The sequence below is a fragment of the Vibrio sp. D404a genome, from assembly GCF_030248535.1.
GTDB lineage: Bacteria > Pseudomonadota > Gammaproteobacteria > Enterobacterales > Vibrionaceae > Vibrio.
The window spans coordinates 52,082-69,732 of the sequence record NZ_JAHGAJ010000018.1; the positions used below are offsets into that span (position 1 = coordinate 52,082).

Below are 17,651 nucleotides of genomic sequence, written 5' to 3' on the forward strand. Positions count from 1 at the left end.
CTATACGAACCGGAACATGTTGTCTATTTTTGCACGCCTTCCTATATTGCACCGGGTCTTTATTGCATTTTTTAGTGCGGTAATCTTCATTGCCCTTTTTCTTCTACCCGATGTCAGTTCTCTGCGTGATAAAAGTGACTCTCTAGTTATTGGCAAACAATACCCTCTCACCATCGACGCTGCTGCTCTGGTCAGTAATGAAGACCATGTACCAACTGCGGTACTCAACTGGGAAAAATACACGGTTCGTTCTGGAGAAAGTACCTCGGTATTGTTTGAGCGTATCGGCCTCTCTTACCGACTCTTAATCACGCTGTTGAATACCAATAAAGACATCAACAAACAACTCTCGAACCTCAAACCTGGCGATGTTTTACAATTCGGTTTTGATGAAAACAATAACCTTATCCAGCTCAAGCGCCAACTGAGCGCGTTTGAAAGTTTCAAGATCACCAAGTCCGGTGACAGTTACATCTCTGGTTTTGACAAGAAAGAGGTCGCCTACCAATACAACTACGCTGAAGCCGACATCACTTCTAACTTCTGGAACGCGGGTATGAGCGCAGGCTTAACTGCGAACCAAATCATGGAACTGGCAGGCATTTTTGGTTGGGATATCGACTTCGCGTTAGACATTCGCAAGAACGACAGCTTTAAGATCTTGTACCAAGAAAAAGTGGTTGAGGGTGAAGTGATTGGCCGCGGCAAGATCACTGCAGCAGTATTCAAAAACCAAGGTGATACCTTCACTGCAATCCTCGATGATAAAACAGGCAACTACTTTGATGACCAAGGCCGCGCGATGAAGAAAGCATTCCTGCGCTCTCCTGTTGATTTCCGTCGTGTAACCTCGAACTTCAACCCTCGCCGTAAACACCCAGTAACGGGTAAAGTGCGACCACACCGCGGTACCGACTATGCTGCACCTGTCGGCACTCCTATCTGGGCAGCTGGTGACGGTATTGTTCAGAAATCGAGTTATAACCAGTTCAACGGTAACTATGTCTTTATCAGACACAGCAACACCTACCTCACCAAATACCTGCACCTCAAGAAGCGCTTGGTAAAAACAGGGCAGCGCGTCAAACAAGGCCAGACCATCGGTACTCTAGGTGGCACGGGGCGTGTAACGGGTCCACACCTGCACTACGAGTTCTTGGTTAATGGCGTGCACAAAAATGCGCGAACCGTGAAGCTGCCACAGTCGAAATCACTGACAGGCAAAGCCAAAGCGACCTTTATTGCTAACTCGAAGCTACGCCTAGAAAAACTCAATCGCTACAGTCAATTGCTGGCGACCAACTAGCGTTTTCAAGATAGGTTAGTCAATTACATACACAAAGAGCACCATGCAGGTGCTCTTTTGTTTCACTAAGATTTGCGGTACTGAGGCTCTGTCAAATTACTCAAGAACACTGCCACCTTCTTTGTTCTTATCTCGACCTAACATCAGAAGACAAGGTGTCAGCACCAAGGTTAAAACCGTTGCAAATGCCAAACCTCCTGCAATCGCGGTTGCCAATTGCGACCACCATTGAGTACTCGGCGCTCCAAATTCGATCTTCTGATTAATTAAGTCGATGTTCATCTCAAGCACCATCGGCATCAAACCCAGAATGGTAGTTACTGTTGTCAGCATCACTGGTCTCAGACGCTGGACACCGGTTCTTAAAATCGCATCTCGCTTATCTAAGCCCCTTTTCACCAATTGATTGTATGTGTCGATCAGTACGATATTGTTGTTCACAACGATGCCTGCTAGCGCGATAACCCCAATCCCTGACATCACCACGCCAAAAGGGCGCTGGAATATCAGCAATCCCATAAACACACCGACGGTTGAGAACAGTACCGCACTTAGAATCAAGAAGGCTTGGTAAAAACTGTTGAACTGAGTGATGAGAATCAATGCCATAGCCGCTAACGCAACCATAAAGGCACTCTGTAGAAAAGCGGACGAGTTCTCTTGCTCCTCATTCTGACCACGAATACGAAACTCAACGCCATTAGGTAGCCCTAGTTCACTTAACGCCTGCTCAATCTTCGGCAGCTCTAACGCGAGATTGAACCCCTCTTTCATGTCCGCCATAACATTCACCACACGCTTTCCGTCAAGGCGTTTAATCGTATCTTGCTTATGATCCGGAACGATTTGAGCAAAGTTAGTAATAGGGACTAGACCTGCTGGCGTTTTTACTCGCAACTGGTCGAAACGACCGATATCCCTTTTGTCATTTGGATAGCGCACTAAGATATCGACCTCCTCCGAAGAGTCATCAGGCAAATAATCTCCGATCTTGAGTCCGTTGGTCACGAATTGGACCGTATTCCCAACCAAGGTAGCATCAGCAGCAAAGCGAGCTGCATCATCTCGCCTGATATCCACTTTCCAATCGATACCATCTTTACTGCTAGTGTCGCTAATATTGGTAAGAGCAGGACTTGCATCTGCCCAAGCTCTAACCATTTTAGCGGCTTGGTTTAACTGCTCTGGCGTTTTGGCAGAGAGCTCAATCACCAAGTCATTCTCTACCGGAGGCCCCGCATCTGGAAACTTAAACTCGATTTCTACACCCGCATATTGATCAGTCTGAACCTTTAGCTCTTCAATAATATCTTTCACGCTGCGGCGATACTGCCAGTCAACCGGTGTTATCGAGATAAGGCCAATCTGGTCATCTCCCCCGGTGCGTGTATAAACACTGTCAAACTCTTCATGACCAAGCATCATCTGCTCAATATCTCGCATGATAACGTCTTTTTCTTGAATCGAGAGATCGCCATGTGAGCGTACTTTTACGTTGAAGAATGGAGGGTCAACTTCAGGGAAGAATTCCGCTCCAAGTCCCGCTTTGGCGTAAGAAAACCCGACAGCAATAGAGAGCAATATCGCGCTCAATAAGATTTTAAGTGGATGTTGAATAGCGATTGAGAGGGTACGGTAATAGAGCTTAGTAATCCCTGTCGCTTTTGAGAAGTCACCATTATGCAGCGCCACCATACGTGTTTGATTGGTTGAAGATACATATTGTGGCTTACCAATCAGCCCGCCCAAAACCGGAACAAACAGCAGTGCCATTAGCAAAGAAGCAAACAAGGTCGCAATCAAGGTTAATGGCAAGTACTTCATGAACTCACCGGTAACGTCAGGCCAGAACAGCAATGGGGCAAACGCAGCTAATGTTGTTGCAGTCGATGCTGTGATTGGCCACGCCATTCGCTTCGCTGCCGCTTGATAAGCTGTTCTTCTTGCTTCACCCTCTTGCATCCTTCGATCGGCAAACTCGGTGACAACAATCGCCCCATCCACCAGTAAACCGACGGCCATAATCAGCGAAAACAACACCACGATGTTGACTGTCAAACCAAACACCGATAACACCAACAGCCCAGTTAAGAACGATCCGGGGATAGAGATACCGACCAGTAGCGCCGTGCGAACACCTAGAATCGCGATGATCACGATCACCACCAATATAATGGCGGAGAGGATGTTGTTTTGCAGATCATTAAGCATGATCTTGACGTCTTTCGACTCATCCCAAGTGAACTTAACCAACAAGTTATTTGGCCACTCTGCTCTTTGCTGAGCGACTCCCACTACGGTTTTAACCAGCTCTACCGTTTCAATGATGTTCTCGCCTGCGCGTTTCTTGATATCTAGCACCACTGCAGACTTACCATCCAATCGAGCAAAGCTTTCAGGGTCGCGAAAAGCTCGCCTTACTGTGGCAACATCGCCAAAGGTGACCACCTGTTTACCATCAACCTTGATTGGCAGCTCAAGTACATCTTTGAGAGAGTTAAAAACAGAAGGAACTTTGATCGAGAATCGACCATAACCGGTATCAACAAACCCAGCCGCTACTACGCGGTTGTTTAGCGCAATCAGGTTATAGATATCGGCTTGATCTAGGCTGTAGCTCTCCATCAATAGCGGATCAACGATGATCTCCACAATATCTTCCCGATCACCCGCTATATCGACCTCAAGAATTTGACGATAACTCTCTAGCTTATCTCCAAGTTCACGAGCAATCTGAACGATCGTCCGTTCTGGAACCGTACCGTAAAGAACGACGGAAAGTACTGGCTGCTCAGATGCCAACGTCACCTCGTTTACCGTTGGCTCATCACTGTCTTCAGGTAATTTGGGCTTGGCAAGATCGACCGCATCTCGAACATCAGCCATTGCTTTAGTTAGGTCAACACCCACATTGAACTCTAAAACCACAGAAGCGTGACCTTCCGAGGCGGTCGCCGTCATCTCTTTTACGCCCTCAATCGAGCGCAGCTCTTGCTCAATCGGTCGAACTAACAAGCGCTCAGCATCTGTTGGCGAAATACCTTGGTGTCCGACCGAGACATAGATGATCGGAATGGTGATATCTGGGCTCGACTCCTTGGGAATCGTAATATAAGTACCGATGCCAGCGACTAGGATAAACAGCAGTAATGAGAGCATGGTTCGCGAGCGAGACAAAGCAGCATCAATCAATGAGTACATGATGTTATCTCCTAGTTCGCTGCTGTTGGTTGCTCTGTGGCAATCACGCTATCACCATCACGCACAAAACCTTGTCCAACGGTAATGATATCGACTTGTTCACCAAGCCCAGCAAGCCAAACACCGTCTTGCTCTGCTTTCACCAATTGAATCTCGACAAACTTAACGACCTGTTTATCTCCGGATGACACCAGAGTTTTCACGCCAAGGTTACCCGCTTCATCCAGCGCTAGCATTGCAGGAGTCACCTTGATTGCAGACTGGCTCTCTAAGTTCAGCGACACCTCAGCACTGACACCGGCAGGAAGAAGCCGTTGTGGATTCGGAATTTCAATTTCTATTGGGAATGTATTGGTCGAGGGCGTCGATATTCGAGAAATATAACGAAGTTTTCCCTCAGCATTTTGATGGCCTAGCAATCGTACTGAAGCCGCTTGCCCAGATTGCAGCTGTTGAATATGTCGTTCACTCACATCCGCTTCAATCACTAGCGGATCAAGGTCTATGACTCCTGCGACAGGGTCGCCAACACCAACAAAATCCCCCAGCTCAACATGCAGCTCTTGCACTATGCCAGAGAAAGGAGAGCGAATAACCGTATTACGAAGCGCCATCTCAGCATTGCTCTGCATGGCTTTGGCTTCCGTCAACGATGCCTCCGCTGTGGTATAGGCGATCTCACCTTGTAAACCACGCTTTTTCAAAGATTGAGCAGCCTTAAACTCTTTCTGCTTAAGTCGGTATAACGCTGACGCACGCTCTAGCTGGATACCTAGATCCGCTTTGTCTATTTGTGCTATCGGTTGACCTGCTTCAACCACGTCTCCTTTAGCGATGTTCAATGTGACGATCTTACCGGCAATCTCTGCCCCTAGACGCGCATGTCGATCTGGCGCAGTTCGACCGTATAGTTCGATGGTTCGGTAGGTTGGTGAAGCATGAAAAGTTTGAAAGGAGACTTTGGCTAAAGGAACTTGAGGATTCGCTGTTGAGTTGGGCTCTTCGGCCTGCCCCACACCCAACCCTAACCATACTGACAACAGTATGATCAAACATAGAGAGACCAACCACGGTCGCTTCGACCAAAAAGAGAGTCCGATATGAGAGAGTCGGTGTGGCATAACACGTCCTTTTACTTTTCACAGCCCGATGATGCAGCGTCAAATATTCGCTTTGCGTTGTGGTGTGCTACTTCCTGATACACAACCTCAACCATAACAGACCCATTAGAGGCAAAATTCGATGAGACCGACACTTTATTCAATATATCGTTTACTTAAAAGTTAGCCGACCTCCTGTAAAGACAGTTACTTAGATCAAAACTTCGAATCTAAAAGACAAAAAAAACGCCGAACCTAAGTTCAGCGTTTCTATATAACAATACGTTTTTGTCAGCTTTTACACGCTGAACGATGCACCACAACCACAAGTTGTTGTTGCATTTGGGTTGTTTACAAAGAAGCGTGCGCCTTCAAGGCCTTCTGTGTAATCCACAACACCGCCAATCAGGTACTGAAGGCTCATTGGGTCAACCACTAGCGTTACACCACTATTTTCAATAGTCATGTCACCATCATTTACTTTTTCATCGAATGTGAAGCCGTATTGGAAACCGCTACAACCACCACCTGTAATGTATACACGCAGTTTTAGATCTGGGTTTTCTTCTTCAGCAATCAGCGTTTGTACGCGGGTAGCTGCTGCATCAGAAAAAGACAATGGGATATTTGCTTCGCTCACGACAACCTCTCTTACCTGTGTCAAAAACAACATGATACAAATCGAGTTCGAGATCATAGTTGTTGAATATATTTTTCTATTCCGGTGATTATCCAATACCTGACTGAAACGTTCAAGTATTCACCATCTGATCGCCGTTTTTCCTGCTAAAAACTCATCAAATAAAAATAAATTAGCCGCTTAACCCCTCAAAACCACCAGATTCGGGCGATTATCTCAGCGAAACCATTCCTAGTTGGTTTATGGATAGGTACAATGCGAGCCAATTGGTCCCGACAGTCAAAAGAGGATATATCAATGACCAAATCAGCAGAGCTGTACGAAAAAGCACAGCAAACTATTCCGGGTGGCGTTAACTCTCCTGTACGTGCATTCAACGGTGTAGGTGGTTCTCCAATCTTCATCGAGCGCGCTGATGGCCCGCTAATTTTTGATGCTGATGGTAAAGCATATATCGACTACGTTGGTTCTTGGGGCCCAATGATCTTAGGTCACAACCATGCGGTTATTCGTGATGCTGTAATTGAAGCGGCTCAACGTGGTCTTAGCTTCGGTGCTCCAACGGAAACTGAAATCAAAATGGCTGAGCTTGTATCTGAGATGGTTCCTTCAATGGAACAGCTACGTATGGTGAGCTCAGGTACTGAAGCAACAATGAGTGCGATTCGCCTTGCTCGTGGCTTTACTGGTCGTGACAAAATTCTTAAGTTTGAAGGCTGCTACCACGGCCACGCAGATAGCCTACTTGTAAAAGCTGGTTCTGGTGCTCTGACTCTAGGCCAACCAAGCTCTCCAGGCGTGCCAGAAGATTTTGCTAAGCACACGCTAACAGCGACATTCAACAACCTAGACTCTGTACGTGAACTGTTTGAGGCAAACAAAGGTGAGATCGCTTGTATCATCGTTGAACCAGTTGCGGGCAATATGAACTGTATCCCACCAGTTGAAGGCTTCCACGAAGGTCTGCGTGAAATCTGTGACCAAGAAGGCGCACTACTGATCTTTGATGAAGTAATGACGGGTTTCCGTGTTGCTGAAGGCTGTGCGCAAGCTTACTACAACATCAAGCCAGACCTAACGTGTCTTGGTAAAGTGATTGGTGGCGGTATGCCCGTGGGTGCTTTTGGTGGTCGTAAAGAAGTGATGCAATACATCGCACCAACGGGGCCTGTTTACCAAGCAGGTACACTTTCAGGTAACCCTGTGGCAATGGCAGCAGGCTACGCATGTTTGAACCTTCTACGTGAAGAAGGCAACGAGAAGCGTCTAGCAGCAAAAACTAAGCAACTGGCTGATGGTTTCAAGCAACTGGCTGACAAGCACGGTATTCCAATGCTAGTGCACCAAGTTGGCGGTATGTTTGGCTTCTTCTTCACTGAGCAAGAATCAGTGACTTGCTACGAAGATGTAACTAAGTGTGATGTAGAACGCTTCAAGCGCTTCTTCCACCTAATGCTGGATCATGGTGTTTATCTTGCGCCTTCAGCATTCGAAGCAAGCTTCACATCTCTCGCTCACGGCTCTAAAGAGATCGATGCAACACTAGAAGCGGCTGATCGCTGTTTCGCAATCATTGCTGCAGAATAAGGCTATTTAGCTTTAACATATTGATTATAAAGGCTGCCAGGTGCAGCCTTTTCTTTTGGGATTAAAGCATTGTCTCAAAGAGTTGATCGCACAACACTATCATTTCCCCTAGCGTTCCCAGAACAAAAATACCAATAGCATTAAAGTTCCCAGCAGCATTCGAAACCACGGGATCGCTTTTTTCGGTTGTTGCTCATTCTCTTGGCATTTTTTGTCGTTATTACAGCATCCCATAATGAAAAGTCCTCATTGCTAACTCTCTGTTTTGCAGCCATTATAAACTGAGTTAGCAAACATAGAGACCACTACCGTGTCAGAAAAGATCAAAATTAACTCAAGTCATTGGGTGATTATTGTCGCCCTACTTGCGGCGGCGTATGCCTGTTATTTATTGATTGAACCTTACGTCAACTCGATCGTGATGGCGTTCATCATCTCGCTATTGATGTTTCCTATCCATGAATGGCTTGAGAAAAAGCTTCCTAATAAAGCTAATCTGGTCTCTTTGCTCTCGTGCATTATTCTCACATTCATCATTGTGATCCCTTTGCTCGCCGTCTTTGCTGCAATTGTTCAGCAAGGTTCACTGTTCTCGCAAAACACTTATAAATGGGTTACGCACGGTGGTATCCAAACCCTGTTTGAACATCCTTTGGTGGTTAAAGCGCTCGCCTTCATCAATGACTACCTGCCGTTTGATAACATTGAACCACAAGCAATTGCGCAGAAAGTCGGTGAATTTGCTACTAGCTTTGGCTCCAAATTGGTTGGGATCAGTGCCAAGATCTTAGGTGATGCGACCAACTTCTTAATGGACTTTTTCTTAATGTTGTTCGTGCTGTTCTTCCTACTGCGCGACCATGACAAGATCATCAGTGTGGTTCGCCACATATTGCCTCTGTCTCGCAGCCAAGAAGACAAGCTGCTTGCAGAGATCGAACAAGTCTCTAAATCCGCTGTGATGGGGTCATTCCTAACCGCAATTGCACAAGGTTTTGCCGGTGGTTTAGGTATGTGGATTGCAGGATTCCCAGGCTTATTCTGGGGCACCATGATGGGCTTTGCATCCTTTATTCCGGTCGTTGGTACCGCTCTGATTTGGGTTCCAGCAGCAATTTACTTATTCCTGACCGGTGATACCACGTGGGCTATTTTCCTCACGGTTTACTGTGTTGCTGTGGTTGGCTCTATTGATAACCTGCTGCGCCCACTACTGATGCAAGGCAGTGCGGGGATGAATACCCTAATGATCTTCTTCTCGCTATTAGGTGGTATTCAACTGTTTGGCCTAATCGGTTTAATCTACGGTCCACTGATTTTTGCCATCACTATCGTACTGTTCAACATCTACGATGAAGAGTTTAAAGACTTTCTCAATCAACAAGACAAAACGTAAGCGACGTCGAGAACATTAAAACTTCAAGCTTGGGGCGGATTATGCGAAAATCCGCCCCTATTTTTTGCTAACGATTCAATAGAGAGTCCCTATGTCTGCCTATATCGCCCCAAGCCAAATTGCTCAACGCCAACTCGCCTACTTCGAAGGCAAACATGTTCTGGTTGCAGGTGAGGCTGAAGATCTATTCCCTGTTGAATTGGCGAAACACTGTGAATCAGTGACCGTGTTTACCTCTAACTACAGCTACTACCGTCAGTTAGAGAACAGCAAGGGCATTCAACGATTCTACGGCGCTGAATTTACTGAAGAGACACAAGCAGACCTCGTTCTACTTTACTGGCCAAAAGCCAAAGCAGAAGCAGAATTTTTGCTTGCGATGCTAATGGCAAAACTCGGTAAAGGTACTGAGATTGTCGTGGTAGGTGAAAATCGCTCAGGCGTGAAGAGCATTGAGAAGATGTTCAAGCCTTACGGCAAAGTGGTGAAATACGACTCTGCACGTCGCTGTTCATTCTATTGGGGTCAATGCCTAGAGCAAGCTCCAGCATTCAATCTTCAAGATTGGTTTAAAACCTACTCGGTGAATATTGGTGAACAATCACTGACTGTTAAAAGTCTGCCAGGCGTATTCAGCCATGGTGAATTTGATATCGGCAGTAAACTACTACTCGATACACTACCAAGCTTGAAAGGTAAGGTATTAGATTTTGGTTGTGGTGCCGGTGTATTAGGTGCTGTCATGGCCTCACGCAATCCAGAGATCGAACTAGAGATGTGCGATATTAGCGCTTTTGCCGTGGAATCAAGCAAGGCGACACTGGCAGCCAATGGTTTAAACGGTAACGTGTTTGCTTCTGACGTCTACTCTGATACCTCGAAAGACTACCAGTTCATCATTAGTAACCCTCCTTTCCACTCAGGTTTAGACACCAGCTACAGCGCGACTGAGACGCTACTTGCTGAGGCTCCGAGCTACTTGAATGGACAAGGTGAAATGATCATTGTGGCAAACAGCTTCTTAAAATACCCACCAATCATTGAGCAAGCTTTTGGTAAATGCGCGACTCTAAATAAGACCACTAAGTTCGCCATCTATCACGCTGCTAAATAACATCCTCCAGCAAAGTGCAGGACAGTTCCTGCACTTTTTGTTCATATTGCTAGCAAAATTTAATAAATTTGCGCGACTGCACACGCTTTAAATAGCACTTACTTGTCAAAGTAAAAAAACTCGTTAATTTCGTTAAATTAGAAACCACTCAATCTATTCTTTGTACTCAAATTTCAAACATTTTCAGAAGTACATTCAAGGAAAGTAGTACCTAATTTATGTTTAGATTCTATCGAAAGCAGAAGTTTAAGCGCCTTCAAAGTACGCTCATGCTGGCGTTTCTCGTTTTAAGTTTGACTCCTGTTACCCTCATTGCTGTCTTTTTCCTGCAGTCTCATAGCCAAGATCTTCAAGAACAGAGTACCTCTCACTTGGTGTCTGTACGTGATACCAAACAGCAACAGATCATTGATTACCTGCAAGCTCAAGAGTCTCAAGTGATTGGCTTTGTACGTTCAGAGTTGGCTATCGCCAGTGGCGGACGCTTTTACGGTCTAATCAACGCTTTTCAACGTCTCGGCTTAGACATCGAAGAAGCACGCAGTAATGCACAGCAACGCTATATCCAAGGTTCTGGCAATGAGGTAAAAACGTCAATTCTTCCTGAATCAAGCAGTTATGTGGGCAGCGAACGTTACCGATTGCTGCATAAGCGCTACCACAACGCCTATTTAGAGCTGATTAAACGTGCCGATTTTGACGATATTCTTTTGGTCGATATTAACGGTAACGTCGCCTATTCAGTGTTTAAGCAGGACAACTACGGTACTAACCTACTTACTGGCAAATACAAAGACTCAAACCTGGGCCTGACTTTCCAAAAGCTGGCTAAGGATGTTACGGAAAAGCGCAAAACTAACGAAGATTACACGCCTGTTATTGTTTCCGATTTCTTAGATGAAAACGGTAAGCAGAGTGCTTGGCTCGGTGCGCCTATTGTTCAACAAGGCTACCTACACAGCTACGCCATGTTTAGGCTGCCAATCAACGGTATTACTAAGCTGATTGCAGATCTCAACAAGAGTTCAAACATGCAGACGCTACTGGTCGGCAGCGATCATCTACCAAGAAGTCTGGCGCATTCTCAACAAGCCATTGACCTCAGTCTCAAGGTCATTGATAAAGCGTTAGCTGGTGAAACAGCGGTTGGCACCTTTGACAACAGTTCAGATCAAGCCATCATTGCCGCATACGCTCCGATTGAGTTGGATTATGCAAACTGGGCACTCGTGGTTGAACTACCTGAAAAAGAAGCCTTCGCTCGTATCCATCAGCTAGAGAAGATCTTTGTGATCGTAATGCTGACCGCGATTGTGTTGGTATTTGTCGCATCTCATTACTTGTCTAACTTCATTACCTCCCCTCTTCTCAAGCTCACTTGGGCGGCAGAGAAAGTGTCGGCTGGTGACCTTGACGAGGCGATGATCAACACCGAGCGTAAAGATGAGATTGGCCGATTGGCGGTGAGCTTTGAACGCATGCAGCGCTCGATCCGTGAAAAGATGGGCCTGATCAAATCCCAGAACGAAGAGCTTGAAGACAACCTCAAGACCATCCAAAAGCAGAATGAAGAACTTCAACTAGCCAACAAGTTAAAAGATGAATTCCTAGCGACCACCTCACATGAGCTGCGCACACCGCTGCACGGTATGGTTGGTATTGCAGAAGCGCTTATCTCGGGAGCAAATGGTCCGATTCCCGCCAATCAAAAGTACCAGCTGGATATCATCATCAACAGTGGCCAACGACTAGCGACACTGGTTGACGATCTGCTGGATTACCACAAGATGCGTTATGGCAGCCTAGACATTAAAAAGTCAGCGGTTGACCTATCTGCAGCAACTAGCTTGGTGCTTGAGCTGTCGCATCACCTGCTTGGCAATAAACCGATCCGCATCATCAATCAAGTCCCTGCTAATTTGGGTCTTGTTTCATCAGACCCGCAGCGCTTAGAACAGGTAATGTATAACTTGGTAGGCAATGCCATTAAATATACCACTGAGGGTAAGATCGTTATTTCGGCGAGTGTGATTGACGACAATATCCGCGTTCAAGTGGTCGATACCGGCCAAGGGATCCCTGCAGAGCACCTAGAGCATATCTTTGAGCCATTGATTCAAGCGGGTCAAGATGCTAGCTCTTACCGACAAGGTGCGGGGCTTGGTCTGTCGATCAGTCGTCAATTGATTGAACTGATGGGAGGCTCACTCTACGTCAGCAGTCAGCCTATGGTCGGCACGACATTCAGCTTCACTCTGCCACTCGCAACACCGGAAGAACTTGAACACTACAACGAGTCGAGCAGCTACTCACACTTCCAAGCTCCAGAAGTATTGGAGAGTGCACAGCAAGATAATAGTGAAATCAATGAGAACCCAGACGGCCCGTTATTGGTTATCGCCGACGATGAGCCGGTTAACCTGCGTGTACTTGATAGCTTCTTAAAGCTTGAGGGTTACCGTGTTCGCACCGCTTGTGACGGTCCAGAGACCATTGAGCTGATTGAAAAAGAGAAACCAGAGCTGCTGCTTCTCGACATCATGATGCCGGGGATGAGTGGCTACCAAGTGTGTGAAGCGCTAAGAAAGCAGTATGACCACGCTCAATTGCCAATCATCATGCTAACGGCGTTAAATCAAGCTGAAGACCGAGTGCGCGGATTCGAAGTCGGTGCCAATGACTACCTATCAAAACCGTTCAATAAACAAGAGCTGGCAGCGCGCATTACCGCTCACTTGTCAGCAAGCAAGGCTGAGCAGCGACGCATTGAGAACGACCAGTTACAACAAGAGCTCAGACATAGAGCGATGGTTGAAGCCAACCTGCTTGAAACCCAAGGGCGCTTGCTTGAACAATTAGAATCGGCACCAGAAGCTATCATCTGTATTCGTGATGACCAACGTATTCGCTTTGCTAACGAAGCCGCTGCTAAGCTGTTTAAACGTAGCCAAGAACAGCTCAAGCGCTCTATGGCGGATGAAATCATTGCACCTAAGTATCTGCGTGTAGAACAAGCGCACTACTGTGGTGAGATTGATATCTACATCAGTGATACACGTCAGCGAGTCTCTAGCGACATTCTAAAACTGCCAGAGGGTTCAGGATTAGACACCATGTACATTTTCAATGTTGGTGGTGGAGTGAACTCAAATCGCATCAATAACCTAGAAACGGCGGTAGAAGCGCTCTCAAGTTACGCTTTTGAGGGTGATAAAGACAAGCTTCAACAACTTAAAGAACTAGGCGGTGAATTCACTCGCCTTGCAGATAAAGCCGCAGGAGAAGGCAAGAACAAACAAGAACTGATGCGCGAAGTGCTTGTGGAAGCGATGACCAATGCCATCATCTATTGGGAGTCCGTTACTGGAGAGAGCAAGTTTGCGTTTGCCGAGAAGAGTGGCTTGTGGCGTGTTTATCTCGACCGAAGCACGTTACAAACACGAACTCTCGATAAGTACTTGCGCGTTGAGACCCTTCCGAAAACACCTCGATGGCGCACGGTATTAAGCTCTCTAGAATTTATTCTTGAGCACTGTAAAGAACAAACTCCTGAAAGAACGCACATTGAGATGCTCCGAGACAAGCTACAAAAGCTCCTCACTAGCTAAACTGCCTCTTAACCTCTTGACTGTTTAAGGAACTTAGCCCGCTGACCACCAGCGGGCTTTTTTGTGCTTCCAGTCTTGTGCTCTCTCTTTCCGATTGACCATTACTTTCATTTATCCAGCTGGAATCTCAAAAGCCATGTCTAGTGTTCTATCTTGATTCTGAGATACACAAGTTAGCCTCTTGGTCGTCATTTAAAGAAGCGCTAGCACACCAAGTGGCTATCCTTTGTGACGTGCTTAAATCGCTTCACAAAGCACTTATTTAAAGCTATAAAACAAGCCAAAATCCATGTTAATCAGAGCGCTGTAATAGGGTGAAAAACCGGCCCTACACCGCAGCCGTGAGCACTATTTTAAGTCCAACTCTGACTATTTGTTGCACTTTGAGAAGCGAGTCACAACAGAACGGCAGATTTAATTTTTTGTGGAAATTTAACGTCTTTGGCCGAAGTGATAGAGATCTACATATATAAGAAAACAGGTAGAGCCCATATATTGAAAACCCCAAGGGGTAAGTAAACACTTACATAATTTAGTCACCGCTTATTAACTGCGACTCATATCACCCAAGCAACAATTGTACATTTATCCATCACAAGTACACTTTTTGACGTTAATGACGTGTCGATTTGTGGTTTTAACGTTTTTAACGGGAAACGAGTTTGATTAATTCATGAATAAGGTGTTTTCTTACTCCTGCCAAAGGTCTACAGGCCACTCTTAATACTTCACAGAAGCAGCAATGATTCTTGGAACAATGACAAAGAGGTAGACCTTGAACAGAGTGTATATCTACGAATAGCAAAAGATTACATTCAATCCATTAGTGAAATGAAAGCAAATAGTAAGGAACAGCTATGCTTGCCAATATAAAAAAAACAGCACTAGCAACAGCAATTATTGCAACTGCTACGACAGGTTTTGCATCGGTAGCAACAGCTGCAGAACGCAGCGAACTGACTATCCACCCAAAAGAGTACACAACGTTTGTACGTAACTTTAACCCGTACCTAGGTGCGACTAACCTACATACAACGACTGACTTCTTGTACGAGCCACTTGTTGTTTTCAACGAAATGCACGGTAACACTCCTGTTTTCCGTCTAGCTGAAAACTTCAAAATGGCTGACGACCTAATGAGCGTAACGTTCGACATCCGTAAGGGTGTGAAATGGTCTGACGGTGAAACCTTCTCAGCTGATGATGTTGTTTTTTCTTTCAACCTTGTAAAAGAGAAGCCAGAGCTTGACCAATCTGGTATCAACTCTTGGGTAACTTCAGTAGAAAAACTTAACGACTACCAAGTTAAGTTCAGCCTAACAGAAGCAAACTCAAACGTACCTTACGAGATTGCTAAAGTACCTGTAGTACCTAAGCACATCTGGAAAGACATCAAAGATCCAGCAACTTTCACCAATGAAAACCCTGTAGGTTCTGGTCCATTTACTGAGATCGATACCTTCACAGCACAACTCTACATCCAGTGTGAAAACCCGAACTACTGGGATGCTGATAACCTAGATGTTGACTGTCTGCGTGTTCCACAAATCGCAAACAACGACCAGTTCCTAGGTAAAGTTGTAAACGGTGAAATGGACTGGACATCTTCTTTCGTACCAGACATCGACCGCACATACGCTGCAGCAAGTCCTAAGCACCACTACTGGTACCCGCCAGCAGGTACTCAAGCATTTGTTGTGAACTTCAAGCACCCAGATGCTGCGAAGAACGAAGCGCTAAACAACGTTGAATTCCGTCGTGCATTCTCTATGGCTCTTGACCGTCAAACTATTATCGATATCGCGTTCTACGGTGGCGGTACAGTGAATGACTTCGCATCTGGCCTTGGCTATGCATTCGAAGCTTGGTCTGATGAAAAGACTCACGACAAGTACAAAGGCTTCAACACTTACAACGCTGAAGGCGCGAAGAAGCTTCTTGCTGATGCAGGCTTCAAAGACGTAAACAAAGACGGCTTTGTTGATACACCATCAGGCAAATCTTTCGAGCTATTGATTCAATCACCAAACGGTTGGACTGACTTCAACAACACAGTACAACTTGCTGTTGAGCAACTAAACGAAGTTGGCATCAAAGCAAAAGCTCGTACACCAGATTTCTCTGTGTACAACCAAGCAATGCTTGAAGGTACGTACGACGTAGCTTACACAAACTACTTCCACGGTGCGGATCCATACACTTACTGGAACAGCGCGTACAACTCTTCACTGCAATCTGGTGACGGTATGCCTCGTTTCGCGATGCACTTCTACAAGAACGACAAGCTAGACGGTCTTCTAAACAGCTTCTACAAAACAGCTGATAAGAACGAACAGCTAGACATCGCTCACGGTATCCAGAAGATCATCGCAGCTGACCAAGTAACGATTCCTGTAATGTCTGGTGCTTACATGTACCAATACAACACAACTCGCTTCACTGGTTGGTGGAACGAAGAGAATCCAAAAGGTCGTCCAAACATCTGGGCTGGTATTCCAGAGCGTCTACTTCACGTACTGGATCTAAAACCAGTTCAATAAGCAGTCGTTCAATCCTTGCGGCGTAATCCCTTACGCCGCTTATAAAAATCCCCACACTCTCAATTGAAAGTATGGCGCTCGTCGTCAGGGGATTTCTCGTTCCAAATTTTCGCTAGGAGCGACCTGAATCCAGAAACAGGGAAACAATCTGGGTGAGTAAGGTGTGAGTTATGGGTTATTTTTTAAGACGTTTGTCATTTTATTTTGTCGCGCTATTAGTTGCTGCGACGTTAAACTTTGCAATTCCGCGAGCAATGCCGGGCGACCCGGTGACCATGATGTTCGCTAACGCTTCTGTTCAGGTAACCCCTGAGCGTATCGCAGCAATGAAAGAGCTACTCGGCTTCGTCGATGGCGGTCTATTAGTACAATACATTGCTTACATGAAGAACATCCTCAGCTGGGAGCTAGGTACTTCAATTCAATTCTACCCACTGTCTGTAAACTCGTTACTTGGCGGTGCATTCGGTTGGTCACTGTTCTTAGCGGGTACGGCGGTTGTTCTATCGTTCTCTCTAGGCTCTATCTTAGGCATCTTCGCAGCTTGGAAACGTGGCAGTAAATATGATGCATTCGTGACCCCAGGTATGCTAATTCTGCAAGCGGTACCTCAAGTGGTTATCGCAATGATTGCACTGTTCACCTTCGCAATCGGCCTTAAGTGGTTCCCGACTGGCTACGCATATACCGCGGGTACAGTGCCAGATTGGACAAGCTGGGAATTCATTAAAGACGCAGCTTATCATGCTGTTCTCCCTCTATTTTGTGCTTCTGTGGTTCAGATTGGTGGCTTCCTAGTCAACATGCGTAACAACATGATCAACCTTCTTGCAGAAGACTACATCACTATGGCTAAAGGTAAGGGCCTAAGTGAAAACCGAGTGGTATTCAACTACGCGGCACGTAACGCACTGCTACCAAGTGTAACCGCACTTTCAATGTCACTAGGTATGGCAATCGGTGGTCAGCTCATCATCGAAATCATCTTCAACTACCCGGGTCTTGGTACGGTTCTATTCAATGCGATTAACGCGCGTGACTACCAAGTTCTTCAAGGTCAGCTGCTTATCATGACGCTGTTCATGCTGTTCTTTAACCTTGTCGCTGACATGCTTTACGTTGTTCTTGACCCTCGTCTACGTAAGGGTGGTAAATAATC

At 46.0% G+C, this 17,651-nt stretch carries 10 protein-coding genes; 7 read left to right on the forward strand and 3 right to left on the reverse strand.

Annotated elements, in window-relative coordinates:
* Positions 1–16 precede the first annotated feature (16 nt).
* Positions 17–1,306 carry a peptidoglycan DD-metalloendopeptidase family protein gene (locus tag KI655_RS11505; RefSeq protein WP_285404968.1) on the forward strand — a complete coding sequence of 430 codons (1,290 nt, stop codon included), beginning with the start codon at positions 17–19 and terminating at the stop codon, positions 1,304–1,306.
* Between the two features lie 96 nt (positions 1,307–1,402).
* Here the strand turns inward: KI655_RS11505 and KI655_RS11510 are convergent, their stop codons facing one another.
* The 3 genes from KI655_RS11510 to erpA form a co-directional block, all read right to left on the reverse strand.
* A complete protein-coding gene (locus tag KI655_RS11510; protein ID WP_285404970.1) occupies positions 1,403–4,507 on the reverse strand; it encodes an efflux RND transporter permease subunit in 3,105 nt (1,034 codons plus the stop codon).
* A gap of 11 nt (positions 4,508–4,518) precedes the next feature.
* Positions 4,519–5,628, reverse strand: coding sequence for an efflux RND transporter periplasmic adaptor subunit (locus tag KI655_RS11515; RefSeq protein ID WP_285404973.1), 1,110 nt, complete (start codon positions 5,626–5,628; stop codon positions 4,519–4,521).
* Positions 5,629–5,905: 277 nt separating this feature from the next.
* Positions 5,906–6,247: an iron-sulfur cluster insertion protein ErpA gene (gene erpA, locus KI655_RS11520; RefSeq protein ID WP_032551754.1), complete on the reverse strand. Its 342-nt coding sequence runs from the start codon at positions 6,245–6,247 to the stop codon at positions 5,906–5,908.
* Positions 6,248–6,544: 297 nt separating this feature from the next.
* Between erpA and hemL the strand changes: the two genes are divergently transcribed.
* The 6 genes from hemL (at position 6,545) to KI655_RS11550 (ending at position 17,649) form a co-directional block, all read left to right on the forward strand.
* Positions 6,545–7,834, forward strand: coding sequence for a glutamate-1-semialdehyde 2,1-aminomutase (gene hemL, locus KI655_RS11525; RefSeq protein WP_285404978.1), 1,290 nt, complete (start codon positions 6,545–6,547; stop codon positions 7,832–7,834).
* A 310-nt stretch (positions 7,835–8,144) separates the two neighbouring features.
* Positions 8,145–9,230 (forward strand): AI-2E family transporter, encoded by a 1,086-nt coding sequence (locus tag KI655_RS11530; protein ID WP_285404980.1) that lies wholly within the window; start codon positions 8,145–8,147, stop codon positions 9,228–9,230.
* Positions 9,231–9,321: 91 nt separating this feature from the next.
* The gene (rsmC, locus tag KI655_RS11535; RefSeq protein WP_285404982.1) at positions 9,322–10,344 is read left to right on the forward strand and encodes a 16S rRNA (guanine(1207)-N(2))-methyltransferase RsmC; all 1,023 of its coding nucleotides are present in this window, start codon (positions 9,322–9,324) and stop codon (positions 10,342–10,344) included.
* 218 nt (positions 10,345–10,562) lie between these two features.
* Complete coding sequence (locus KI655_RS11540; RefSeq protein WP_285404984.1) at positions 10,563–13,952, forward strand: response regulator; 3,390 nt, start codon at positions 10,563–10,565, stop codon at positions 13,950–13,952.
* 857 nt (positions 13,953–14,809) lie between these two features.
* Entirely contained in the window at positions 14,810–16,492 is a 1,683-nt protein-coding gene (locus tag KI655_RS11545) for an ABC transporter substrate-binding protein (protein WP_285404986.1), read from the forward strand.
* Between the two features lie 170 nt (positions 16,493–16,662).
* Positions 16,663–17,649 (forward strand): ABC transporter permease, encoded by a 987-nt coding sequence (locus tag KI655_RS11550; RefSeq protein WP_032551522.1) that lies wholly within the window; start codon positions 16,663–16,665, stop codon positions 17,647–17,649.
* Positions 17,650–17,651 lie beyond the last annotated feature (2 nt).